The 22272-nt window shown below is 64.5% G+C and carries 24 protein-coding genes and 1 tRNA gene; 16 read left to right on the forward strand and 9 right to left on the reverse strand.

The annotated features are described in order from the left end of the window. Positions 1-170: 170 nt before the first annotated feature. From frc to SCD90_RS10665, 6 genes are all read left to right on the forward strand, one after another. On the forward strand, positions 171-1448 hold the full coding sequence (gene frc, locus SCD90_RS10640) for a formyl-CoA transferase (protein WP_319844661.1): 1278 nt from the start codon (positions 171-173) through the stop codon (positions 1446-1448). Positions 1449-1588: 140 nt separating this feature from the next. Continuing rightward, positions 1589-2788, forward strand: coding sequence for an ADP-forming succinate--CoA ligase subunit beta (sucC, locus tag SCD90_RS10645; protein WP_319844662.1), 1200 nt, complete (start codon positions 1589-1591; stop codon positions 2786-2788). Beyond that, positions 2788-3672: a succinate--CoA ligase subunit alpha gene (sucD, locus tag SCD90_RS10650; RefSeq protein WP_319844663.1), complete on the forward strand. Its 885-nt coding sequence runs from the start codon at positions 2788-2790 to the stop codon at positions 3670-3672. The genes sucC and sucD overlap by 1 nt, the downstream gene beginning before the upstream one ends. Positions 3673-3785: 113 nt before the next feature. Further along, positions 3786-3860, forward strand: a tRNA-Gln gene (locus tag SCD90_RS10655). 116 nt (positions 3861-3976) lie between these two features. Beyond that, positions 3977-4279, forward strand: coding sequence for an SWIB/MDM2 domain-containing protein (locus SCD90_RS10660; protein WP_319844664.1), 303 nt, complete (start codon positions 3977-3979; stop codon positions 4277-4279). 76 nt (positions 4280-4355) lie between these two features. Then, positions 4356-4628, forward strand: coding sequence for a PilZ domain-containing protein (locus SCD90_RS10665; RefSeq protein ID WP_319844665.1), 273 nt, complete (start codon positions 4356-4358; stop codon positions 4626-4628). Here the strand turns inward: SCD90_RS10665 and folK are convergent. The 5 genes from folK to SCD90_RS10690 are packed head-to-tail and all read right to left on the reverse strand — an operon-like array spanning position 4620 to position 9279. Beyond that, complete coding sequence (folK, locus tag SCD90_RS10670) at positions 4620-5117, reverse strand: 2-amino-4-hydroxy-6-hydroxymethyldihydropteridine diphosphokinase (protein WP_319844666.1); 498 nt, start codon at positions 5115-5117, stop codon at positions 4620-4622. The genes SCD90_RS10665 and folK overlap by 9 nt on opposite strands. After that, a complete protein-coding gene (gene folB / locus SCD90_RS10675) occupies positions 5110-5475 on the reverse strand; it encodes a dihydroneopterin aldolase (protein ID WP_319844667.1) in 366 nt (121 codons plus the stop codon). Before folB ends, folK begins: the two co-directional genes overlap by 8 nt. After that, positions 5475-6302 (reverse strand): dihydropteroate synthase, encoded by an 828-nt coding sequence (gene folP, locus SCD90_RS10680; protein WP_319844668.1) that lies wholly within the window; start codon positions 6300-6302, stop codon positions 5475-5477. Before folP ends, folB begins: the two co-directional genes overlap by 1 nt. A 23-nt stretch (positions 6303-6325) precedes the next feature. Continuing rightward, positions 6326-7717: a dipeptidase gene (locus SCD90_RS10685; RefSeq protein ID WP_319844669.1), complete on the reverse strand. Its 1392-nt coding sequence runs from the start codon at positions 7715-7717 to the stop codon at positions 6326-6328. A 14-nt stretch (positions 7718-7731) separates the two neighbouring features. Continuing rightward, positions 7732-9279, reverse strand: coding sequence for a helicase HerA-like domain-containing protein (locus SCD90_RS10690; protein WP_319844670.1), 1548 nt, complete (start codon positions 9277-9279; stop codon positions 7732-7734). Positions 9280-9385: 106 nt separating this feature from the next. On the opposite strand from SCD90_RS10690, the gene SCD90_RS10695 reads away from it, so the two are divergent. Continuing rightward, a complete protein-coding gene (locus SCD90_RS10695) occupies positions 9386-10165 on the forward strand; it encodes a DUF1194 domain-containing protein (RefSeq protein ID WP_319844671.1) in 780 nt (259 codons plus the stop codon). Beyond that, complete coding sequence (locus SCD90_RS10700; protein WP_319844672.1) at positions 10162-10578, forward strand: hypothetical protein; 417 nt, start codon at positions 10162-10164, stop codon at positions 10576-10578. Before SCD90_RS10695 ends, SCD90_RS10700 begins: the two co-directional genes overlap by 4 nt. Before the next feature lie 41 nt (positions 10579-10619). Here the strand turns inward: SCD90_RS10700 and SCD90_RS10705 are convergent, their stop codons facing one another. Next, on the reverse strand, positions 10620-11213 hold the full coding sequence (locus tag SCD90_RS10705) for a superoxide dismutase (RefSeq protein ID WP_319844673.1): 594 nt from the start codon (positions 11211-11213) through the stop codon (positions 10620-10622). A 164-nt stretch (positions 11214-11377) separates the two neighbouring features. Here SCD90_RS10705 and SCD90_RS10710 point away from each other — a divergent pair, with 164 nt between their 5' ends. The 3 genes from SCD90_RS10710 to SCD90_RS10720 all read left to right on the forward strand — a co-directional run bounded on the left by SCD90_RS10710 (position 11378) and on the right by SCD90_RS10720 (position 14036). Next, the gene (locus SCD90_RS10710) at positions 11378-12457 is read left to right on the forward strand and encodes a hypothetical protein (protein WP_319844674.1); all 1080 of its coding nucleotides are present in this window, start codon (positions 11378-11380) and stop codon (positions 12455-12457) included. A 301-nt stretch (positions 12458-12758) separates the two neighbouring features. After that, entirely contained in the window at positions 12759-13178 is a 420-nt protein-coding gene (locus SCD90_RS10715; RefSeq protein ID WP_319844675.1) for a Ros/MucR family transcriptional regulator, read from the forward strand. A 66-nt stretch (positions 13179-13244) separates the two neighbouring features. Further along, positions 13245-14036 carry a DUF6456 domain-containing protein gene (locus tag SCD90_RS10720; protein WP_319844676.1) on the forward strand — a complete coding sequence of 264 codons (792 nt, stop codon included), beginning with the start codon at positions 13245-13247 and terminating at the stop codon, positions 14034-14036. Between the two features lie 5 nt (positions 14037-14041). On the opposite strand, the gene SCD90_RS10725 is transcribed toward SCD90_RS10720, so the two are convergent. Continuing rightward, entirely contained in the window at positions 14042-14464 is a 423-nt protein-coding gene (locus SCD90_RS10725; protein ID WP_319844677.1) for a SufE family protein, read from the reverse strand. A 505-nt stretch (positions 14465-14969) separates the two neighbouring features. Between SCD90_RS10725 and SCD90_RS10730 the strand changes: the two genes are divergently transcribed. From SCD90_RS10730 to SCD90_RS10745, 4 genes are all read left to right on the forward strand, one after another. Beyond that, on the forward strand, positions 14970-16688 hold the full coding sequence (locus tag SCD90_RS10730) for a sensor histidine kinase (protein ID WP_319844678.1): 1719 nt from the start codon (positions 14970-14972) through the stop codon (positions 16686-16688). A gap of 6 nt (positions 16689-16694) precedes the next feature. Next, a complete protein-coding gene (locus SCD90_RS10735) occupies positions 16695-17339 on the forward strand; it encodes a peptidoglycan-binding domain-containing protein (protein WP_319844679.1) in 645 nt (214 codons plus the stop codon). A 14-nt stretch (positions 17340-17353) separates the two neighbouring features. Beyond that, positions 17354-17680, forward strand: a complete 327-nt coding sequence (locus SCD90_RS10740) for a DUF1491 family protein (protein WP_319844680.1) — start codon at positions 17354-17356, stop codon at positions 17678-17680. Positions 17681-17771: 91 nt separating this feature from the next. Continuing rightward, the gene (locus SCD90_RS10745) at positions 17772-17954 is read left to right on the forward strand and encodes a hypothetical protein (protein ID WP_319844681.1); all 183 of its coding nucleotides are present in this window, start codon (positions 17772-17774) and stop codon (positions 17952-17954) included. Here SCD90_RS10745 and SCD90_RS10750 read toward each other — a convergent pair. Beyond that, the gene (locus tag SCD90_RS10750) at positions 17951-19180 is read right to left on the reverse strand and encodes a DUF1214 domain-containing protein (protein ID WP_319844682.1); all 1230 of its coding nucleotides are present in this window, start codon (positions 19178-19180) and stop codon (positions 17951-17953) included. The two genes, SCD90_RS10745 and SCD90_RS10750, sit on opposite strands and share 4 nt — an antisense overlap. Before the next feature lie 24 nt (positions 19181-19204). Beyond that, on the reverse strand, positions 19205-21400 hold the full coding sequence (locus tag SCD90_RS10755; RefSeq protein WP_319844683.1) for a transglycosylase domain-containing protein: 2196 nt from the start codon (positions 21398-21400) through the stop codon (positions 19205-19207). A 109-nt stretch (positions 21401-21509) separates the two neighbouring features. Between SCD90_RS10755 and SCD90_RS10760 the strand changes: the two genes are divergently transcribed. Beyond that, positions 21510-21980, forward strand: coding sequence for a YcgN family cysteine cluster protein (locus SCD90_RS10760; protein WP_319844684.1), 471 nt, complete (start codon positions 21510-21512; stop codon positions 21978-21980). The last annotated feature ends 292 nt before the right edge of the window (positions 21981-22272 follow it).

Below are 22272 nucleotides of genomic sequence, written 5' to 3' on the forward strand. Positions count from 1 at the left end.
CATCGGAAACCTCAACCCGACCTCAACCGTCAGCAAGAAAAAGGCCCAGTAAAACTGGCCGACCGGGGCGGCGCCAAAGCCGCCCTGCACAGCATGTCCCCTCCGGTGCGGCCCAGCCGCCCGGAAGGGATGTGTCGAACGACAAGATGCATTGGAGAGGAAGCAAAGAGATGGGCAAGGCTCTAGACGGCGTTCGCGTTCTTGACTTCACCCACGTCCAGTCAGGTCCGACCTGCACGCAGCTCCTCGCCTGGTTCGGCGCGGACGTGATCAAGGTGGAGCGCCCCGGCGAGGGTGACATCACCCGTTCCCAGCTGCGGGACATTCCGGGCGCCGACAGCCTCTATTTCACGATGCTGAACTCGAACAAGCGTTCGATCACGCTCGACACCAAGAATCCCGAGGGCCGCGCCGTCCTCGAAGAGCTCATCAAGATCTGCGACGTGATGGTCGAGAACTTCGCCCCCGGCGTGCTCGACCGCATGGGCCTGACCTGGGAGCGCATCCAGAGCATCAATCCGCGCATCATCGTTGCGTCCGTGAAGGGCTTTGGTCCCGGACCTTTCGAAGACTGCAAGGTCTACGAGAACGTGGCCCAGTGCACAGGCGGCTCCGCCTCCACCACCGGCTTCCGCGACGGCCTGCCGCTGGTGACCGGCTCGCAGATCGGCGATTCCGGCACGGGCCTGCATCTGGCGCTTGGCATCGTGACTGCTCTTTACCAGCGCACGCTGACGGGCAAGGGCCAGAAGGTGCTCTGCGCCATGCAGGATTCCGTGCTGAACCTGTGCCGCGTGAAGCTGCGCGACCAGCAGCGCCTCGAGCGCGGTCCGCTCCAGGAATACAGCCAGTTCGGCGAAGGTATCCCGTTCGGCGACACCGTGCCGCGCGCGGGCAACGATTCCGGCGGCGGACAGCCCGGACGCATCCTGCGCTGCAAGGGCTGGGAGACCGATCCCAACGCCTACATCTACTTCATCACGCAGGCGCAGGTGTGGGACAAGGTCTGCACCGTCATCGGGAAGGAAGAGTGGCTCACCGATCCCGATTACGCCAAGCCGGTGAACCGCCTGCCGAAACTGAACCACATCTTCGCGACGATCGAAGAGTGGACCATGACGAAGACCAAGTTCGAGGTGATGGACATCCTCAACGAGGTGGACATCCCGTGCGGGCCGATCCTTTCCATGAAGGAGATCGCCGCCGACGAGTCGCTCTACGCGACCGGCACTCTTGTGAACGTCGACCATCCGGTGCGCGGCGCCTACATCACCGTGGGCAATCCGATCAAGCTTTCGGACAACGATGTCGCGGTCGAGCGCTCGCCTCTTCTCGGCGAACACACGGACGAGATCCTGTCGCAGGTGCTGAACCTCGGCGAGGAGCGGATCGCGCAGATCAAGGCCTCCGGGGCCACCGGCGCGCCTGTCCGTCAGGCGGCCGAGTAAGCCTTTCTATTCCAGTCGGACGCGGACACGGGGGTTTTCGCGTCCGACTGCTGTGCCTTGCACAGAAAAGGAATGGGTGCGCTCATGCCGGGAGCGGTCCACGTCTCAAACAATCAACAAAAGCGGAGGGGGGCACCCCGATGAACATCCACGAATATCAGGCCAAGGCGATCCTGAAGGAGTACGGCGCGCCCGTATCGCGCGGCATCCCGGTCTTCACGGCCGAGGAAGCCGAGAAGGCCGCTCACGAGCTTGGCGGGCCTGTCTGGGTCGTCAAGTCGCAGATCCACGCCGGTGGTCGCGGCAAGGGCAAGTTCAAGGAGCTCGGCGCTGAGGCCAAGGGCGGCGTCCGCGTCGTGAAGTCGGTCGAGGACGTGAAGTCCTCCGCTGCGGAGATGCTGGGCAATACGCTGGTGACCGAGCAGACGGGCGAGGGCGGCAAGCAGGTGAACCGCCTCTACATCGAGGAAGGTGCCGCCATCGAGAAGGAGTTCTACCTCTCGATGCTCATCGACCGCGAGACGAGCCGCGTGGCCTTCGTGGTGTCCACGGAAGGCGGCATGAACATCGAGGAGGTGGCGCATGACACCCCCGAGAAGATCATCACCTTCTCCGTCGATCCGGCGACCGGCGTGCAGCCCCATCACGGCCGCACCGTCGCCCGCGCGCTGAACCTGTCCGGCGACCTGGCCAAGCAGGCCGGCGCCCTCGTGAACCAGCTCTATGCCGCGTTCACGGACAAGGACATGGCGCTGCTCGAGATCAACCCGCTGGTGGTGACCAAGGACAACGAGCTGAAGGTGCTCGACGCCAAGGTCAGCTTCGATTCGAATTCCATCTACCGCCATGCGGACGTTGCCGCGCTGCGCGACGAGACGGAGGAGGATGCCAAGGAAATCGAGGCCTCCAAGTACGATCTCAACTACATCGCCCTCGATGGCTCCATCGGCTGCATGGTCAACGGCGCAGGCCTTGCCATGGCGACGATGGACATCATCAAGCAGTACGGCATGGAGCCCGCCAACTTCCTCGATGTCGGTGGCGGCGCCACGACCGAGAAGGTTACGGCTGCCTTCAAGATCATCACAGCGGACCCGGTGGTGAAGGGCATCCTCGTCAACATCTTCGGCGGCATCATGAAGTGCGACGTCATCGCCCAGGGCGTGATCCAGGCGGTGAAGGATGTGGGCCTGCAGGTTCCGCTCGTCGTGCGCCTCGAAGGCACCAATGTCGAAGCCGGCAAGAAGCTGATCGGCGAATCCGGCCTCAACGTCATCGCGGCCGATGACCTCGATGACGCGGCCCAGAAGATCGTCAAGGCCGTGAAGGAGGCCGCGTAATGTCCGTTCTGCTCACCAAAGACACCAAGGTCATCGTTCAGGGCTTTACCGGCAAGAACGGCACGTTCCACTCCGAGCAGGCCATCGCCTACGGCACCAAGGTCGTCGGCGGCACCTCGCCGGGCAAGGGCGGCGCCAGCCACCTGAACCTGCCGGTGTTCGACACCGTGGCCGAAGCGCGCGAGAAGACCGGCGCCGACGCCTCCGTGATCTATGTTCCGCCTCCGGGCGCGGCCGATGCGATCATGGAAGCCATCGACGCCGAGATCCCGCTCATCGTCTGCATCACCGAAGGTATCCCGGTGATGGACATGGTGCGTGTGCGCCGCTCGCTGGACGGCTCCAAGTCCCGCCTGATCGGACCGAACTGCCCGGGCATCGTCACCGCCGGCGAATCGAAGATTGGCATCATGCCGGCAAACATCTTCAAGCCGGGCTCGGTGGGCGTGGTGTCGCGCTCCGGCACCCTGACCTACGAGGCTGTGTTCCAGACCACGAACGAAGGCCTCGGCCAGACCACCGCAGTCGGCATCGGCGGCGACCCGGTCAAGGGCACCGAGTTCATCGACGTGCTGGAACTGTTCCTCGCTGACCCCAAGACCGAATCGATCATCATGATCGGTGAGATCGGCGGCTCGGCCGAGGAGGACGCAGCCCAGTTCCTTGCCGATGAAGCCCGCAAGGGCCGCAAGAAGCCGACAGTCGGCTTCATCGCAGGCCGCACGGCTCCTCCCGGCCGTCGCATGGGCCATGCCGGTGCGATCATCTCGGGCGGCAAGGGCGGCGCGGAAGACAAGATCGCGGCGATGGAGGCCGCGGGCATCCGCGTGTCGCCTTCGCCGGCCAAGCTCGGCAAGACGCTGGTCGAGCTTCTCAGGGGCTGAGGACTTCCGGTGCGGGGCTCCCAACGGCTCCGCACCGCTACTTCGGCCCTGCCGCTACTGATGGACCGCTTGCAGCGAACTGCGGCCTTCGCTAAGCCGGATCGAACATCTTTTGGGGCGTCGCCAAGCGGTAAGGCAGGGGATTTTGATTCCCCCATGCGGAGGTTCGAATCCTCCCGCCCCAGCCAGACCTGTTGACTCCGAACGCAAAACGGCTTTCCACGTTGATGGAAGACTGGAATCGTACGCTGAACCCCTAGACCGATGCGGCCCCTGGTCGCCATCGCACCAACCGGAGGAATCCATGGCCAAGACTGCTACCAAGAAGCCTGCGTCGGAGAGCGGTGAGAAGACCGCGCGGAAGCCCAATGCTGCGTTCATGAAGCCTCTGCAGCCGTCCAAGGAGCTTGGCGAAGTGGTCGGCAGTGACCCGCTTCCGCGTTCCGAGGTGGTCAGCAAGATTTGGGAATACATCAAGAAGAACAATCTTCAGAACCCCGAGAACAAGCGCGAGATCCTGTCGGACGACAAGCTTGAGCCAGTCTTCGGGAAGAAGAAGGTAACGATGTTCGAGATGAACAAGCTGCTGGCAGCCCACCTCAAGTGATCATGGGGCTGGTCGGTCGAGGCCGACCAGCCTTTTTCCCGGCGGTGATCCGCTGCTCGTTGGCGATGTGATGCCGATGACGTCATCCGACAACGAAGATGGCAACAAGCGGAATGCGCCTCGCATGCGCACCTTCAAGGGCGCTCAACTCGTCGCCCCTGGCCTCTTCTCGACCTTCGACTGCATCGTGCGCAACATGTCGGAGACCGGCGCCCTGGTGGAGGTGCCTTCGACCGTGGGAATACCTGGGGTCATCATCCTGCGCCTCAACGACCGGACGCTGGAGCGGAACTGCCGCGTGGCGTGGCGCACCGAGCAGCGGATGGGCTTGCGCTTCGTCTCAGAATAGCCGGGCTTCCGGGGCTTCCTCGACACCATCCCGGCCAAGCGCCTCTGCCCGCTCACGAACCGTCACCCCGTCGATCCGCCAATCCGGGGCTATGCAGGCAAGCGGCACCAGAACGAAGGCGCGCTCCGTCATCCGGGGGTGAGGGATGACGAGATCCGCCTCGTTCACCGAGCGGTCGCCGTAGAGCAGGATGTCGGCATCGATCTTGCGAGGCCCCCAGCGCTCCTCAGTTCCCCGGTCTCGCCCGCCTTCGTCTTCCGCCTTGCGGCAGACTGCAAGAAGCTCTCGCGGCGCCAGTGACGTTTCCACGATGATGCAGGCATTCAGGAAGGTGTCCTGATCCACCCGTCCCCACGGGCTTGTTCTGTAGACAGCCGAGGTGGCACGCAAAGTGATTCCGGGGGTCGCGGCAATCGCCTCCACGGCGTGCTTGAGGTTGGCCGCCTTGTCTCCGAGATTGGAACCGAGACCAATTGCCGCCTCAGGCATGGCGCTGGCGACGGATGTGGATTTCGACCGAATCGAACACCGCTTCGATGGGCGCGCTTGGCTTACGGATGGTCACTTCGGCGCTCTGCACGATCGGGAACCGCTCGAAAATCCGGCGGGCAACGCGCTCGGCCAGTGTCTCCAGCAGCTTCTGGCGTGTCTCGGAGAATGCCTTGCCGATAACGTCCACAAGAGCCGCGTAGTCCACCGTCTCATCCACGGAATCCGAGCGCGATGCGGGGGCGAGATCTGCCTCCACCACGACATCCAGATAGAAGCGCTGGCCGATCTCGCGCTCGCCCTCGAAGACGCCATGATAGGCGAAGAGGGCCAGGTTCCTGACGGTGATGCGGTCCATTAGGCTCGGTCCTGTTCTCGCACGGCGGCCAGCACGCTGAACGCCTCCCTATGGGCTGCGACATCGTGGGCGCGAATGACGTCGGCCCCCTGTAACACGCCGCAGATATGTGCCGCGAGGGTTCCGGCGAGCCGTGCCTTGGGATCCTCGACGCCCGTGAGACGGCCGATGAAGCGCTTGCGCGATGCGCCCAGCAGGATGGGGAAACCAAGTCGGCGCAGATCACCGAGGTGGCTGATCACCTCCGCGCTTTGTTCGGGCGTCTTGCCGAAGCCGACGCCCGGATCCAGCAGGATGCGGTCCTCAGTCATCCCTGCGCGCAAAGCGATCTCTACGGAACGGCTGAGGAAGCCGCGAACATCGGACATGATGTCGATGGACGGATCGGCAGCGTCGCGGTTGTGCATCAGCACTACGCCTGCGCCGGTGTCGGCGGCGACACGAGCCATCTCGCGGTCGCGTTGGAAGCCCCACACATCGTTGATGATGTCCGCGCCGACACTCACGGCCCGGGCGGCCACCGAGGCCTTCATCGTGTCGACCGAAAGCGGCAGGCTGAGCGTGTCGCGTGCGATCCGCAGCGCCGGGAGCACGCGGGCGCACTCCTCGTCGGCACCGACCGGCGTGGAGCCCGGCCGGGTGGATTCCCCTCCAATGTCAAGGATGTCGGCCCCCTCATCGGCGGCCCGCTGGATGTGGCGCGCGGCGGCTTCGGGATCACTGAAGTCGCCCCCATCAGAGAAGGAATCAGGGGTGACGTTCAGGATGCCCATCAGGATGGGGCGATCGAGCCTGACCTCGCGAGCGCGCGCCCGGAAAACCCGCATCGTTGCTTCCGGGGAGTGGCGAGCTATCGCCATTCACCGAGGTTTCCGAGGATGCGAACCCACGAGCGGATGCCTTTGTGGAACGCCTTCAGGTCGTACTTCTCGTTAGGCGAGTGGATGCGGTCATCGTCCTGAGCGAAGCCGATCATGAGCGTCGGCATGCCCAACTCGGACCGGAAGGCGCCGACGATGGGAATGGAGCCGCCCGAGCCCATGAGGATCGGTTCCTTGCCCCATTCCTGCTGGAGCCCTTGAGCCGCCAGCGCGAGGGCAGGGCTGTCGGCCTCCAACTCGATGGCCGCACTGGCCCCATGCTCGCGGAACGCAATGGTGGCGCCTTCCGGCAGGCGCGCCTTCAGGAACTCGCGGAACGCAGAACGAACCTTCGCGGGATCCTGCTTTCCGACAAGGCGGAAGGAGATCTTTGCGGAGGCCTGCGCGGGAATGACGGTCTTGAAGCCTTCGCCGGTATAGCCGCCATGGATGCCGTTGATCTCGCAGGTCGGCCGCGCCCAGATCTGCTCCAAGACGCTGCGGCCCTTTTCCCCGGCAACGCCCGGCGTCAGGCCGGCCTCTCCAAGGAACGAGGCGTCATCGAAGCCCAGGCCGGACCACTGCCGTGAAATCGCTTCCGGCAGTTCCGCAACGCCGTCATAGAAGCCGGGAACGGTGACCCGGCCGCTGTCGTCGTGCAGGGCGGAGAGAAGGCCGGTCAGCACGCGAATAGGGTTGAGTGCCGGACCGCCATACATCCCGGAGTGCAGGTCGCGGCCGGCTGTGCTGATCGTGACCTCCTCGCCCACAAGGCCGCGCAGGCGGGTGGTGATGGCAGGCGTTTCGGGATCCCACTGGCCGGTGTCGCAGACGAGCGCAAGATCGGCCCGCAATTCTTCCTTGTTGGCGTCGAAGAACGGCTTGAGCGAGGGACTGCCCGATTCTTCCTCGCCCTCCAGCAGCACGGTGACGGCGACGGGCAGTTCACCGGCCTCGGCAATCCAGGCGCGAGCCGCCTCCAGGAAGGTGAAGAGCTGGCCTTTGTCATCGGACGCGCCGCGGGCGACGATGCGTTCTCCGCGAGGGCCGGTTTCGATGCGGGGCTCGAAGGGCGGCGTCTGCCAAAGGTCCAGCGGCTCCGGCGGCTGCACGTCGTAGTGCCCGTAGAACAGGACGTGGCGCTGGGCGTTGGCCGGCCGGCGGTGGGCAAGCACCATGGGGTGACCCGAGGTGTCGGCCACGCGCGAGGTGAAGCCGATCTCCGACAACTGGTCTGAGGCCCATTGTGCTGCCCGCCGACACTCCGGCTTGTAGGCCGGGTCCGTGGAGATCGACGGGATGGACAGGAACTGGAACAGCAGGTCGAGCGAAAGCTGCAGGCCGGCGTCTGCCGCCTTGAGGACGGCGTCGGTCTTGGACATCTGTTGATCCTTCTTTAGCGGCGCAGCAGGCTGCCGAGTGCCCCGCGCACGATAGCCCGGCCAAGCGACCCGCCCATGGAGCCGGCAACGGAGCGGCCGATATTGGCCGCGATGTCGCCGGCCACCCGGTTGGTGACGGTGCGCGTGACCTCACGGGCGGCCGATTGCGCCGGCGTCAGCTTCTGGCGACGATTTCCGCCCGTGCCGAAAATGCTGTTCAGGAGCCCGCCCACGCCGCTGGAAGCCTCGGCCTCAACTTCCGTCACGGCCGCAGCACTGGCCTCGGCGCGCTTCTGCAGGACTTCGTGGGCGCTCTCGCGGTCGATGGCGACGTCGTAGTGACCTGCGACGGGGCCGTTCTGGATCACCCGCTGACGCTCTTCAGCAGTCAGCGGACCCAGACGGGACGCGGGAGGACGGATCAGGGTGCGAGCCACCATGGATGGCGCGCCCTTGTCCTCGAGCGTCGACACAAGAGCCTCGCCGACATTCAACTGAGTGATGGCTTCTTCGGTATTGAAGGCCGGGTTCTGGCGGAAGGTGGACGCGGCGGCGCGAACAGCTTTCTGCTCGCGCGGCGTGTAGGCGCGCAGCGCGTGCTGAATGCGGTTGCCGAGTTGCGATGAGACGGTGTCCGGCACGTCGAGCGGGTTCTGCGTGACAAAGTAGACGCCGACGCCTTTGGAGCGGATGAGGCGGACCACTTGCTCGATCTTGTCGATGAGGGCGGCGGGCGCTTCGTCGAACAGCAGGTGGGCTTCGTCGAAGAAGAAGACGAGCTTTGGTTTGTCCGGATCTCCGATTTCCGGCAATTGCTCGAACAGTTCCGACAGCAGCCAGAGCAGGAACGTCGCGTAAAGGCGGGGCGACTGCATCAGCCGGTCGGCCGCGAGGATGGAGATCGTGCCGCGCCCGTCGCGCGTGGTGCGCATCAGGTCGGTGAGTTGAAGCGCGGGTTCGCCGAAGAGCAGGGCGCCGCCCTGGTTTTCGAGAACGAGCAATTGCCGCTGGATGGCGCCGATGCTGGCTTTGGACACATTGCCGTAGCGGGAGGTGAGTTCACCGGCCTGCTGGCCGACGAGGTTCAGGAGAGCCTGCAGGTCCTTCAGGTCGAGGAGCAGCAATCCTTCCTGATCGGCCACGCGGAAGGCGATGTTCAGCACGCCTTCCTGCACGTCGTTCAGGTTCAGCAGGCGGGCGAGCAGGAGGGGCCCCATCTCGCTGATAGTGGTGCGGACAGGCGCGCCCTGCTGGCCGAAAATGTCCCAGAAGATGACGGGGAAGTCGTCGTTGACGTAGGGCGTAAGGCCGATCTCTTCCGCTCGCTTGAGCAGGAAGTCCTTCGGCTCGCCCTTGGCGGCGAGACCTGCGAGATCGCCCTTCACGTCCGCCGCGAAAACCGGCACTCCGGCCTCGGAGAACGCCTCCGCCAGGCCTTGCAAGGTAACTGTCTTGCCGGTTCCCGTGGCGCCCGTGATGAGGCCGTGCCGGTTGGCCAGGCGCAGCGTCAGGTATTCCGGCTTCTCGCCGGCGCCGATGAACAGCTTGCCCTCAACCTGCATTGCAAACTCCTGTTCAGCGCTTCCAAGCCTTTTTGCGCGCGGGATCGTCATGTGTCGATCCCCTGGAAGCATGCCATGCTCCGCGTTGCCTTGAGGAGGTCTGCCGATGTTGCTTCGCTGCCTTTGCTCGATTTTCCTGTGTGCTGCCGTGGCCTTGCCGCTCACCCTACGGCCCGTCAAAGCGCAGGAGGCGGTGGACGTCGCCCTTGTGCTTCTTGCCGATGGCTCCGGCTCCATCGATCCCGACGAGTTCAGGATGCAGCGCGAGGGCTATGCCGAGGCCTTGATGAGCCCGCAGGTGCTGTCGGCCATCAGGTCCAACGCCCGCCAGAAGATCGGCGTGCTGTTCGTCGAGTGGGGCGCACCCGAGAGCCAGGAGGTGGTGGTGGACTGGACGTTGATCGATGGTGAGCCCGCGGCCCGGGCGGTAGCCGCGCGGCTTCGCACGCACCCCAAGCAGACCTACGGCTACAACTCAATCTCGAATGCCATCACCTTCGCGCTGGAGCGTATCGCTGCGGCGCCGATGAAGGGCGACCGCACCGTGATCGACGTCTCCGGCGACGGCCCGAACATCGGCGGGGCACCGATCGAGACAGCACGTCGGGCGGCGCTGGAGCAGGGCATCACCATAAACGCGCTGGCGGTGCGCGTGCCCGGGAGCAGCGTGGCCTTGTCGCTGGGCATGCCGCTGGAGGATTACTACCGGGATAACGTTATCGGCGGACCGGGCGCGTTCGTGGAAACCGCCGATGGGCGTGAGCGTTTTGCAGAGGCGATCCGCAACAAGCTGGTCTTGGAGCTTGCCGAGGCGGGCAGGGGCCGCGCGATTCTTGCGTCCCATCAGTTGGGACCGGAACAGGAAGAGGAACGGGCAGGCCGATGAAAAGAACCCTTATCCTTCTGGCGGGCCTGGTTCTGTGGTTCAGCCCGCCCGCTTCGGCGGCAAGCGATCCGCTGACCGGCGCGGCTGAACGATTCTTCACTCTGGAGCCCGGCGGCTCGGCACCCGAAGGGCCTCAGGCGTTCGGCGGATCGTCGTGCCGGGGCGTCGCACCCGGCGGGGCCGTGTGGTGGGGGCGTTTCGCTGGTGGCAGGCCGGCGCCGTCTCTTGCCCGGAGGCACAGCGGTACCCTGGTGCACACCGCCGAAGGATGTTTCCCCGATCGCCGCGCATGTCGTGCGTGGCTCTCGGCGCTGGCCAGTCGGTACAATGCCCGGCCGATCTACAATCACTGCCGGGCGGGGTATGAGCCCGGCGCTCCCGTGCGGCCATGGTGGAGCCCGAAGAGCCGCTGACCCGGATAAGAAAACGGGGCCTTTCGGCCCCGTTCCTTTGATCAGATTTCGCCGTACAGCTTCTCGACGTGTTCCCAGTTCACCAGGTTCTCGAGGAAAGCCTTGAGGTAGTCCGGGCGACGGTTGCGGTAATCGATGTAGTAGGAGTGCTCCCACACATCGCAGCCGAGGATCGGGGTCGCGCCGTGAACCAGCGGGTTCTCGCCGTTCGGCGTCTTCTGGATGACGAACTTGCCGTCCTGAACCGAGAGCCAGGCCCAACCGGAACCGAACTGGCCAACGCCGGCTGCAATGAAGTCTTCCTTGAACTTGTCGTAGCCGCCGAGATCCTCGTCGATCTTGCGAGCGATCTTCTCCGGGGGTTGGCCACCGCCGTTCGGCTTCATCCAGTTCCAGAAGTGCAGGTGGTTATAGTGCTGGCCGGCATTGTTAAAGAGCGGCTGGTTCTTGCCGTACGAAGCCTTCACGACTTCTTCCACGCTGGCGTTTTCGAGGCCGGTGCCTTCGAGCAGCTTATTGCCGGTGGTCACGTAAGCATTGTGGTGCTTGTCGTGATGGAATTCCAAGGTCTCCCGCGACATATACGGTCCGAGGGCGTCATAGGAATAAGGAAGTTCGGGCAGCGTAAAAGACATCGGCAGCCTCCGGTGATGGCGACCGGACAAGATCGGTCCGGCCAGGGAGTGAGTGCCCAGAGATAGAGCCCTCACAGCCCGCGGGCAACAGGACTATGCTGCGCGATGGAACGAATCGCGCCAAGGCAGTGTTGCGGTTTTGGCACCAGAGGTTGTGCAGAACGATGGTCAATTTGGTATTCGCGCTCGGGGCTTTGATGATCGTGTGGGGATTGTTCATCCTCGCAACGGGCGACTATGTCGCAACCCTCGATATCGCGGCGGGAGTGATCGGCACGGGCGTGGTGGTTATCGCGCTCGGCGCGATCATCAGATCTGTCGATTCCCTGCGTCGTGCCTTGCCACTGCGATGGGATGCGGCGCTGCCTGCAACGCCGTCCGGTCCCTCAGTGGAAGAGCGCCGGCCAGAGCCGGTGATGCCGTCCGCGCCCATGGCGATGAAACCAGAGCCTGCAGCCGAAATGCCGGTGTTGGCGGCCGTCTCCACGACCGTGACGGAGGAGGTGGTCATCTCGTCGCCGCCATCTGCCGCCCGGCAGCCGTCGTCGCCCGTGGTCCATCGTGAACCGGAAAATGTCCCGGCAGTGGAGGCGCCGCCTGCGCCGCCGGTTCCGCCGACCGGGCTCGCGGACGATGTACAGAACGCGGAAGCTCCCGAGAGGAACCTCGTGCGCGAAGGCGAGATCGACGGACGCGTCTACCGCTTCTACTCGGATGGCTCCATCGAGGCCGAAGACGAGCAGGGCGTCGAGCATTACGCAAGCATGGCTGAGGCGCGCGAGCACATCATCCGGATCCGTGAGGAACGAATCCGCGCCGACCAGGAGCAGAGCGCCGCTGCTCCGCCACGCGTCGAGGCGGGTACGGACCAAGCGTCGGCCCCACCAGCGCAGGAACGCGCGCCTGATAAGCCCGCGCGCGTAGAGAGTGCGCCAGCATCGCCGCCGCCTCGCACAACCGAGGAGCGATCGGCCAATTGGCAGAACTATCTGTCCAGCGGACGCAATACGGCTCCGGACGTCCGTCCGGCGCAGGACGCTACAGGATCCAGAGTGGAGAGCGCTCCTCCGGTGACTTCGCCTGATGCAGCACCGACAGGGCCCGACCTTGGCGTGGCACCTGTCGCCCCGGTGGCGCCAAGACCTTCCGATCGTCTGTCCGCTTCCGATCAGAACTGGTCGGATTCGTTCAGGCAGTTGCTAAAGAAGTCTTCAGGCCCGCAGGGTGGTGGCGGGGCCTCCTGACCAAAGGGAGGCAATAGGACGTCTGCCAAGCTGCTCCTCAATGATGCAACTACTGTTGATCAGCTAGCACATCGCTCGGCTAAAGTAGTCACGCCAGCCATCTTGCCGTGATAACGCAGCGTCAACCCGCGAATTTGTGATCAGCCCATGTTGTTAAAAACTGATTGGGGGTCTACTACCTTGCGCAGACGTTTCTGCGGAAGAATCGGGTTGTTGCTGGGCTCATTCCAGTCGCCGGCAAGGATGTTCGAACCGCTGAAGCTGCCAAATCTCTACGAGATCACCTCGGGATATCTATTCAATGTCTGAAAACACCGTCTCTCCCAATTACGTCGATCTCGCAGTCGATATTGTCTCCGCCTATGTGAGCAACAATTCGGTGGCGACGTCCGATCTGCCGCAGTTGATCGGCGATGTGCATGCCGCACTCGCGCGCCTCACTGGCGGTATTGTTGAAGGGCCTGCGGAAGCGCCGAAGCCGGCCGTACCGGTCCGCAAATCCATCACGCCGGACTACATCATCTGTCTTGAGGACGGGAAGAAGTTCAAATCCCTGAAGCGCCACCTGCGCACCCAGTACGATCTGACACCTGAAGAATACCGCGAGAAGTGGGGTCTTCCGGCCGATTATCCGATGGTTGCGCCGAACTATGCCGAGGCTCGCTCCAACCTGGCGAAGAAGATGGGCCTGGGACAGCAGCGCAAAAAGGTTGCCCGCTAGGTTGCAGAAAATAGTCCTTGCAACCATAGGATGAGGACGATAGTCCTTGCACCAGGAGGTGCAGGGATGTCGTTGAAACATGGTCGCGCAGGCGATCCCAAGAAGATTGGCTCATCGCGGCGCAAGCTTGATCCCACTGAGCGGTTCCTCCGGGCACTTGCCCCCGCCGGAACCGCAGTTCCGGCGGAAACCGGCTCCTGTTACCGAGCCAGTGGCACTCGCATAACCCTCGCTGCCGCACAGGTGGACGACCTCCTGCGGCGCGACCTCCTGCAGAAGCAACGCGACGGCACGATGGCGCTGACCGATGCCGGGCGCAGCCATGCTGCGCGCCTTGCCGTGACAACCGATCCGCATCGCGCCCAGCATGGGCAGGTGGAGCAGGCCGACAGCATCGCACCCGGGGCTCGGATCGAGATGGCGGAAAGTCCGCTTCTCTGGCTTCATCGACGCAAGGACAGCAACGGCCAGCCCCTGATCGGCGCCGCACAGTTTGCGGCCGGGGAACGGCTTCGTTCGGATTTCACGCTCGGAAACCTGATGCCCCGCGTCACTGCGAACTGGGAAGCCATCGGCGGCTCTGCTCATAGCGCCAGCGGTGGTGCTGCCGGACCCAGCGACGGCGCGCTTGCTGCGCGGCAACGCGTCCGCAAGGCCGTGGAATGGATGGGGCCGGAGCTCGCCGGCGTTGTGCTGGACGTCTGTTGCTTCCTGAAGCGCCTTGAAGACGTCGAGCGCGAACGGCGATGGCCCGCCCGTTCCGCAAAGATCATCCTGTCGCTGGGCCTCGGGCGACTGGCCCGACTTTACGGCTATTCCGATTTTGCCGAAGGAGGCACGCGCCGGAAGGCCTCATAGCACCGTCAATTGGTGACCAGCGCCCGGGCGGCCTCTGCCTTGATGCGCTGGACCATGGCCCTGACGCCGTTGGATCGTTGCGGCGTCAGATGATCGCTGAGGCCCAGATCGGAGAGAAGCGCGCCGGCGTCCATCGTCGCGATCTCGCGTGCAGTATGGCCCGAGTAGAAGGCCAGTATCAGCGCCACCAGCCCCTTGACGATGTGGGCGTCGCTGTCGCCCTGGAAGGTCAGCACGGAACCCTCGGGCGAGGGCTGCATGCGCGAGAGAAGCCACACCTGGCTGGCGCAGCCTTCCACCTTATTCGCGGCGGTGCGTGCCTCGTCCGGGAAGGGTGGAAGATCGCGTCCAAGTTCGATCAGGTAGCGGTAGCGCTCCTCCCAATCGTCCAGGTAGCCGAAGGACTCAATAATGGTGTCGATGGTCATCGTTCAGAACCTCGCCCCGCTATATCGTCTTCCACGCGCGAAAGAACAGAGGCGTTGCCGTGTCTTGCGGCGGCTGCGAGCGAAACCGGGCGCGGCTGGGGCAGGGGAACGGCATGTGGTTGCTGGGTCGCCAGGAGTGACGCGCCGGTCTGGTGAAGCTTCTGGGCTACGCCCAAGCAGGTAGCGGGATTGGCGGAGCAGTATCCGGTTGCCTGCTCCACGGCATCACGGGCGAGCGTGCCTGTGATGTCCTCGCCTGAGGGCGGGGACATGAGCCACGTCACGAGAGAAAGCCAGAAGATGGCACGCAGGACGAACAGCATGATGATCCTGCCGGCGAGGATTACCGCCGTTCTACGCGTGTAAAGGAAAACAAAGGATCAATGCTCTGCGGCGATAAAGCAGCCTGCTTCTTTGATCGCTGCAACGATCGCTTAAGCGCGGGCTGCGATCCTTGCGGCGAACAGGAATCGGCCGATCGCATCGGCCCGTCGAGTTTGCGTCTATGATGAGATCTTCCGCGGTTGAGGAATGCATCAACGGGCTCGTCCACCCTTCAGCGGGTGGACGTGAGTTCGCGGTGCAGCGCGGGATGATCCTGTCGCATCTTCTTGCGGGCGTCGCAGGCTACGCGATCCTTCCCCTTGCTCTCCTCCTGCGGGGAGCCGAGCCGACGGCTGTCGAGATCGTCCTGCTTTGCTGGCTGATCGCTCCTATCGCCGTGGCTCTGGGGCTTTCGCGGACGGGTGATCTTGGCGCCGCTGTTGGGCAGTCGATCACCGCGACCGCCGCGCTGGTGCTGGGGCTGGCGCTGTGCACGGGGGGCATTCTGTCGCCCTTGATGATCGCCATACCGCCCTTGGCGTTTGCGGCGTTCGGACAGGCGGGCATTCAGAGGTCGGTCGTTGCCGCTTGGGCCGTCGGTGCTCCAGCCATGCTGCTGGCTGCTGATCTGCTGCCGGGTCTCGCGCGAACCGATGCTTCGGGCATCAACGGCGTGCTGGCCTTTACGCTCGTGTGCCTGTTGGTGGCAGTGGCCTATCTCCTGACGGAGAAGCGGCGCCGACTGGCCGAGCAGCGCGCATTGCATCTTGGCGAAGCCGAAGCGCAGATGGCGTTTATCACCTCCAACATGTCCGATGCCGTGCTGCGCCATCTTCCGGATGGACGGATCCTGTGGGGTTCCACCGAAGCAGCGGGTCTCCTGGGCGTGGCGCCTGAGGCACTCGCCGGATCGCGGATGCTGGATCATGTCCATATCGGCGATCGGCCGGCCTTCCTGACTGCGCTCGCCGAACTTCGCGAGGGAGGGGCGGCTGAGCACTCGTTCCGCCTCAAGCGCCGCCGGGGTGAAAGAGCCCCGCCGGATTTCGTCAATGTCGACTTGCGGGCCATGTGCCTGCAGCGCGAAAGCGGGCAGCGAGAGATGCTGACTGTGCTGCGGACCCGTTCAGACGTGGCGGAAATTGCAAATGAAGAGGGATTGAAGGGTCGGCTGCTCGCCAATGTCAGCCATGAATTGCGGACGCCCCTGAATGCCATCATCGGTTTCTCGGAACTGATGACCCACCAGGGTATCGCAGGTCTCGATCAGGCGCGGCGCGTGGAATATGCCGGGCTCATACACGAGTCCGGTCTCCATCTCCTCGCTGTCGTGAACGGTATGCTGGACGTCTCGAGACTCGAAACGGGCAATTTCGCGATTGAGCGCGAGCCGTTCTCGCTACGTCCGGTGATCAGCAGCTGCCTCCAGCTTTTCGAACTGAAAGTGGCCGCTGCGGCCATTTCGCTGCACACCGATATCGCATCGGATCTGCCCCAGGTGTTTGCGGACAAGAGGGCGTGCAAGCAGATCCTGATCAACCTGATCTCCAACGCCATCAAGTTCACCCCTCCCGGCGGCGAGGTGCGGGTCTCCGCAAAGGCAGTTGCAGGCGTGCTTCAGATCGAGGTCTCGGACACCGGCGTCGGCATCTCCAGCGAGGACCTTCCGCAGCTTGGTACCTGCTTCTTCCAGGCAGGATCGAACTATTCCCGCATGTATGAAGGCACCGGGGTCGGCCTCTCCGTGGTCAAGGGCCTGATCGCCCTCCATGGCGGACGCTTCGACGTGCAGAGCCGTCTCGGCAACGGCACGAACGTGGTCGTTGAGCTTCCGCTCGTGGTCGCGTCCATGGTTGGCCAGGACAGCAGCGTTCCGGTGCCACGCGCCGCCAACGGATGACCAAGGGTGAAGAAAACCGGCAAGGCCCCGACGCGCACCGTCGGCAAGAAGGCGCAGCACATGGAAGCTGACATCCCATCCTCGTTCCGCATCCGCCCGATCGACGGGGTGGGGATGATCATCGCCGCCGCCGCGAGCATCATGATCCTCGTGAACGCACTGCTTCTGCAAAATCCCGCTGCACCCGCTCATTCTCCCCGCGCGGCTGCCGCGCCCTTTGCGGAGCGGCCCCAGCAGGCGAACACGCTGGTGAAGGAGGTTCAGTCCGAGCTTGGGCGGCGCGGGATCTATGACGGTGTCGCCGATGGCGTCACCGGGCCGAACACCGTTTCCGCCATCCGCAGCTATCAGATCGCTGCGGGCCTCGAAGCCAATGGCGAGGCAACACCCGAACTGCTCGCCGTGCTGCGGCACAACACGCAGCCCACTCAGCCCGCGGCCGCCGGCATCCCGCCGTCGGACGTGCTTCAGGTGCAGCGCCTTCTCGTCAAGCTGGGCCATACCGGGCTGAAGCCCGACGGGGTAGTGGGGGAGGCTACCCGCACGGCGATCCGCAAGTTTGAGGCCAAGCGAGGCCTGCCGCAAAAGGGCGAGGTCACTGCCGCGCTGAAGCGCGAACTCTCCGTCGCCGCCAAGGATTCCGGTCGCTAGACCGGCACGCAAAGATGCGGGTCACATCCGACTTCTGGTGTTCAGCCTATATTCGACGCTGCCATGGCGCGGGACTTTACGCGCTCGTGCGGCGCAAGGGCGAAGCAACTGCTGGTGCCATCTTCATCGTGGTGGACCGGCTGGACAGGCAGGCTCTTCTTCTCGGGCCCGGCCCGCAAGGCGGCACGGCGGACAACGAGCGCGTCTTTACCGTCATCCTCGGCCCTGCGCCCGAAGCGGAAATCGAGGAGCGGTTGGCGCGCGAGTTGCGCTTCGATCCCGATATCTGGGTGCTCGCAGTCGAGGACGCGGCCGGTCGGCACCTTCTCGATCTGGTCTGAGGAGCTTCGCTAACGGTCTGTTAACCGTGTCGCGTTCTGATGGCGCTGCCTTGGGGGGCATCGACCACGACTGAACGAACGGAGACCGAGGATGGCAACGCTGCTGACGTTCCAGCCAAATGACGCGAGACGGCGCTTACCTGCGCATGGCGAAGGCCCCGGCAAGATCATCCTCTTCGACGGCGTCCGTTATGAGCGCCATGAAACGCCGGTGCCGTCCTCTTCATCGGTCATCAGGAAGACCCGTCGGGGCGAGGGCTCCCGGACCAACTAGTCGAGAGGCTCGCATGTTGCGCTCGCCAGCGCGGTGCGCACGGTCGGGCGAATGCTGCTGGTCGGCGCGAAGGCACGTACCATGACGAAGCCCCGCAGGTCAGGCGATGCCAGCGGCAGGACGTTGGAACGAGCCGGATCGGGTTTATAGGAAGCGTCGCCGGGGTCATAAAGATCGACCTCGATGCCCAATTCCGAGGCCGACTGATCATTGATCGAGAAGAAGGCCACTGCGTCGGGCGCGTAGAAGGACAGGGCCACGTATTCTCCCGAGAGCGGAACCCGCACGCGGACGCGGCCTTGGGAGAGGTCGAACGGGCACGCCAGATAGGCAAAGGCCGGGTCCAGCAGCGGCAGGCGGCGGCCTTCCTCCAAAGCGTTCAGGGCCACGAAGCTGTTGGGTTCCGTCATGGCGCTGATGCGCGAGAACGCATCCTGGGTCGCCACATAGGGCACAGCCAACAGCGAGCCGATGTGGACGACACCTCCCAGCAATAGCGCGGTTATGAGGAGGAAGAACGTCCTGAGGAACAGCCTCATGACGAGCAGCCGTTGCGGATCAAGGCCGGAAGCTCGGGTGCGGAACGGCCGCCCGAGATTGCGCCGACCGTGGTGTCGTAGAGCCGCAGGACCAGGACGAAAGGCTGTCCGGCGGGGACCGGGAGCCAGGAACCCGGCTGCACCGAGGGGCCNACGGCCGCCCGAGATTGCGCCGACCGTGGTGTCGTAGAGCCGCAGGACCAGGACGAAAGGCTGTCCGGCGGGGACCGGGAGCCAGGAACCCGGCTGCACCGAGGGGCCGAGCGCGATGACGACGCGTCCGTCAGCCTCCCGCACGATGTCTCCGCTTGAAAAGGCGTGCCTTTCCGCAGCGTTGGGGATGGGCGCTCCTGCTTCGTCATAGGCCGCAAGCGACCAAGCCCGAACGGTGGGGATGGTGCCTGATATCGTGTAAGTGCACTTGCCGGTAAGCGGACGGCCCTGATCATCCGCGACGGCACGGAAGGCCAGCCCGTCGCCCACGGCAAGCGGCACCTCGCCACGTCGCGAGATCGCCGCCAGCGCATAGGCATCGACGTCCGACGTGCCTTCCGAGGCTAACGCCGTCCATGCGCCACTGCGGATGGCGTCGAACGCCGGCGGACGCTGGACCGCAAGCCAGGTCAGCGCGAGGCCGAGCGCCGCGGCGACGATGCCCACGAAGAGAAGATTAATGATCAGCCGCACGTCTGCTGTGTCCGCCGGCTCTGCCTAGTTCAGGCTTTGTGGAGCAGAGGGCGGCGGGGGTGCCATGGAACCGGCGGACGCTACATCCGACGTTCCGGGACGTGCGCTTCCCGCGCTGGCCAAGCTTGAGGATGCGTTTCGCATGAGGCCGTCGATTTCGTCCAGCAGCAGCGAGGCACGCCGCGGCAGGCGACCGCCATTGCCGCTGTCCAGAGAAGGCTCCGGAGCGGATGCCGCAGCAATCTGCTGCCCCTTGGCCACAGGCGCAAGGCCCGGGATCGGACGTGGGTCGACGCCGGCCTGAGCAACCGTCATGATTTCCTTGAAGCTCATCGCAGGGAGGCTGCCGCCCGTCATCTCGCGCGTGCCGGAGTAGTCGTCGTTGCCGAACCAGACGGCGCAGGTGAAATCGCCGCTGTAGCCGATGAACCAGGCGTCACGGTAATCCTGGCTGGTGCCGGTCTTCCCCGCAATGCGGGTATTATCGACCGCTGCGCGGCGGCCGGTGCCGGCCTCCACCACATTGACCATGACGCGGTTCATCTCGCTGACGGCTTCCGGAGGAATGGTGCGTTCCAGCGGCGGGGCATCCCTTTCGTGACGCCACAGAATGCGGCCTGCACTGTCGCGGATTTCCGTCGCAGCATAGGGGACGGACTTGAAGCCGCCATTCGCCAGGCTCGAAAATCCGACTGCCTGATCCAGCACCGTCACCTCTGACGTCCCGAGGGCCAGCGCGCGGTTGAGGCGCAGAGGCGTGCGAACACCCATGTTCTTCGCGGTCTCGATGACCTTGTCGAGGCCAATTGCCCGGCCAAGACGGATCGGGACCGTATTCAGGGACCGTGCCATGGCCGACATCAGCGTGACGCGTCCCGCGAAAGAAAGACCGTAGTTCTGGGGCGACCAGTTCCCGATGGTGATCGGGCCGTCCGTGACGATGGAAGTGGACGTGTAGCCGTTCATCATCGCTGCGGTGTAGACATAAGGCTTGAACGAGGAACCGGGCTGGCGCAGGGCATCGGCTGCGCGGTTGAACTGGCTTGCTCCGTAGTCCCGGCCACCGACCATGGCGCGCACGGCGCCCTGCGGCTCCATCAGCACCACGCCGGCTTGCTTCACGCCATATTGCGGGCCGTATTGCCGCAGCATGTTCTCGATCGTCTCTTCGGCCTTGGCTTGTACTACCGGGTCCAGGGGAGTCTTGACGATGACCGAACGGACGCCACCGAGCTTTCCGTCGTCGGAAAGCCGCTTCACCTCGTTGAAGGCCCAATCGAGATAATAGTCCGGGCTGCTCGCGCGCTGCCTTGCTACAGGCGCGGCGGGATTGAGCCGGGCCGCGTGGACCTGGCCTTCCGTCATGAAGCCGGAGGCCACCAGTGCGTCCAGCACCACATTGGCGCGGGCGCGGGCCGCCGAGAGATTGGTGTGCGGCGCGAACTTTGTGGGCGCCTTGAAGAGGCCAGCGAGCATGGCCGACTCAGCCAGCGTGAGGCTCTTCGCCGACTTGCCGAAATACATCTGCGAGGCCGCTTCCACCCCGAAGGCGCCGCCGCCCATATAGGCGCGGTCGAGGTAGAGCTTGAGGATCTCCTCCTTGGAGAGGTTCACCTCGAGCCACATCGCCAGGAAGGCTTCCTTGACCTTGCGCTCGATGGTGCGCTCATTCGACAGGAAAAGGTTCTTCGCGAGCTGCTGCGTCAGCGATGAGCCGCCCTGCACCACGCCGCTGGCGCGCGCGTTCGTGAGAACCGCGCGGAAGGTGCCCGGCACGTCGATGCCGAAATGCTGGAAGAAGCGGCGGTCCTCGATGGCCATCGCAGACTTGATCATCGTGTCCGGGATGTCCTGCAAGGACACGGCATCCGTCTGCAGGATGCCGCGACGGCCGATCTCGGCGCCCGTGCGGTCGAGGAACGTCACCGCGAGATCCGCGCGCTTGCGCCAGTCTTCCTTTGTGGCCTGGAAGGCCGGCTGCGCGAGCGCAAGCATGATGACCGCGCCGGCGGTGCCCCAGGTCGCGGCCTCGCCGGCGACTTCGAAGAAGCCACGCTTCCAGCCGCGCACGCGCATGTCCTGGGAGAGGCCAACGAAGCTGTCCCAGATACGAGCCGCCCCGCGCATGAGGCGGTATGCTCCGGCATCGATGGCCGAATCCAGCCCGAGCAACGCCCGCCTGATCTTTTCCATGTTGATGCCGGGAAGCGGATTGCGCACCGGGAAACCTCGTGCAAACGGGGCAACAGCCCCTACCTAGATGTCTTGACCCCAAGCCGGACGGGGCGCAAGTGCCCGCCCGACACCGCACGCAGATTTGGACGGGATCGTGGCCGAACCGTACTGGAAGACGAAGACTCTGGAAGAGATGTCCTCCGAGGAATGGGAGGCGCTGTGCGACGGCTGCGGGCGGTGCTGCCTTGTGAAGCTGGAAGACGAGGACAGCGGCGAGATTGCCTACACCGATGTCGGCTGCACGCTGCTGGACGGGAACACGTGCGGGTGCCGTAACTATCCGGAGCGCCAGACGCTGGTGCCGGAATGCGTGCGCCTGACGCCCGACGTGGTGCGGGGGCTGCGCTGGTTGCCTTCTACCTGTGCGTACCGGCTGGTGGCCAAGGGAGCCGATCTGCCGGGCTGGCACCCGCTGAAATCCGGAACGCCGGACAGCGTGCATGAGGCGGGGATATCGGTGCGCGGCCGCGTCTCTGCCAGCGAGGACGGTGTCAGCATCGAGGAGATTCTGGAACGGATTGTGCGCTGGCCCCAAGCCTGGCCGAAAGGGGCGAAGCGGCGTTGACGTGTTGTTAACCAAGCGGGCGCAGCCTGTGGCTCTAGATCGCTCGTGGTGCGGCGGGCAAAGGCACAGGCAAGTAAGCGGCGGCGTGGAAAGCAGACACGCACCGCAAGGTCCGGTCCTGCCGGGGTTAGACCCCGGTGCGCGCGTCCATGGATGCACCCCGAAATACCAGCCCTGACCGATGCGCGGCAAAGCTGGGGCGAGGGGCCGGAAGCCGGAGCAGCGCCCGGCCCGCTACTTGCTCTGTCCCTCTTCGGGTCGCCGGTTGCGGAAGGACTATAGGCCTAATATG

This window comes from Terrihabitans rhizophilus, from assembly GCF_033898525.1.
Taxonomy (GTDB): Bacteria; Pseudomonadota; Alphaproteobacteria; order Rhizobiales; family Methylopilaceae; genus Flaviflagellibacter; species Flaviflagellibacter rhizophilus.

Excerpts from the sequence above, each read along its gene's own strand:
- SCD90_RS10710 (WP_319844674.1), top strand. The coding sequence starts at position 11,378 with ATGGTCAATTTGGTATTCGCGCTCGGGGCTTTGATGATCGTGTGGGGA.
- SCD90_RS10725 (WP_319844677.1), bottom strand. The coding sequence starts at position 14,464 with ATGACCATCGACACCATTATTGAGTCCTTCGGCTACCTGGACGATTGG.
- SCD90_RS10665 (WP_319844665.1), top strand. The coding sequence starts at position 4,356 with ATGACGTCATCCGACAACGAAGATGGCAACAAGCGGAATGCGCCTCGC.
- SCD90_RS10720 (WP_319844676.1), top strand. The coding sequence starts at position 13,245 with ATGTCGTTGAAACATGGTCGCGCAGGCGATCCCAAGAAGATTGGCTCA.
- SCD90_RS10715 (WP_319844675.1), top strand. The coding sequence starts at position 12,759 with ATGTCTGAAAACACCGTCTCTCCCAATTACGTCGATCTCGCAGTCGAT.
- folB (WP_319844667.1), bottom strand. The coding sequence starts at position 5,475 with ATGGACCGCATCACCGTCAGGAACCTGGCCCTCTTCGCCTATCATGGC.
- folK (WP_319844666.1), bottom strand. The coding sequence starts at position 5,117 with ATGCCTGAGGCGGCAATTGGTCTCGGTTCCAATCTCGGAGACAAGGCG.
- SCD90_RS10660 (WP_319844664.1), top strand. The coding sequence starts at position 3,977 with ATGGCCAAGACTGCTACCAAGAAGCCTGCGTCGGAGAGCGGTGAGAAG.
- SCD90_RS10740 (WP_319844680.1), top strand. The coding sequence starts at position 17,354 with ATGCGGGTCACATCCGACTTCTGGTGTTCAGCCTATATTCGACGCTGC.
- sucC (WP_319844662.1), top strand. The coding sequence starts at position 1,589 with ATGAACATCCACGAATATCAGGCCAAGGCGATCCTGAAGGAGTACGGC.
- SCD90_RS10685 (WP_319844669.1), bottom strand. The coding sequence starts at position 7,717 with ATGTCCAAGACCGACGCCGTCCTCAAGGCGGCAGACGCCGGCCTGCAG.
- sucD (WP_319844663.1), top strand. The coding sequence starts at position 2,788 with ATGTCCGTTCTGCTCACCAAAGACACCAAGGTCATCGTTCAGGGCTTT.
- SCD90_RS10745 (WP_319844681.1), top strand. The coding sequence starts at position 17,772 with ATGGCAACGCTGCTGACGTTCCAGCCAAATGACGCGAGACGGCGCTTA.
- folP (WP_319844668.1), bottom strand. The coding sequence starts at position 6,302 with ATGCGGGTTTTCCGGGCGCGCGCTCGCGAGGTCAGGCTCGATCGCCCC.
- SCD90_RS10690 (WP_319844670.1), bottom strand. The coding sequence starts at position 9,279 with ATGCAGGTTGAGGGCAAGCTGTTCATCGGCGCCGGCGAGAAGCCGGAA.
- SCD90_RS10700 (WP_319844672.1), top strand. The coding sequence starts at position 10,162 with ATGAAAAGAACCCTTATCCTTCTGGCGGGCCTGGTTCTGTGGTTCAGC.
- SCD90_RS10705 (WP_319844673.1), bottom strand. The coding sequence starts at position 11,213 with ATGTCTTTTACGCTGCCCGAACTTCCTTATTCCTATGACGCCCTCGGA.
- SCD90_RS10730 (WP_319844678.1), top strand. The coding sequence starts at position 14,970 with ATGATGAGATCTTCCGCGGTTGAGGAATGCATCAACGGGCTCGTCCAC.
- SCD90_RS10695 (WP_319844671.1), top strand. The coding sequence starts at position 9,386 with ATGTTGCTTCGCTGCCTTTGCTCGATTTTCCTGTGTGCTGCCGTGGCC.
- frc (WP_319844661.1), top strand. The coding sequence starts at position 171 with ATGGGCAAGGCTCTAGACGGCGTTCGCGTTCTTGACTTCACCCACGTC.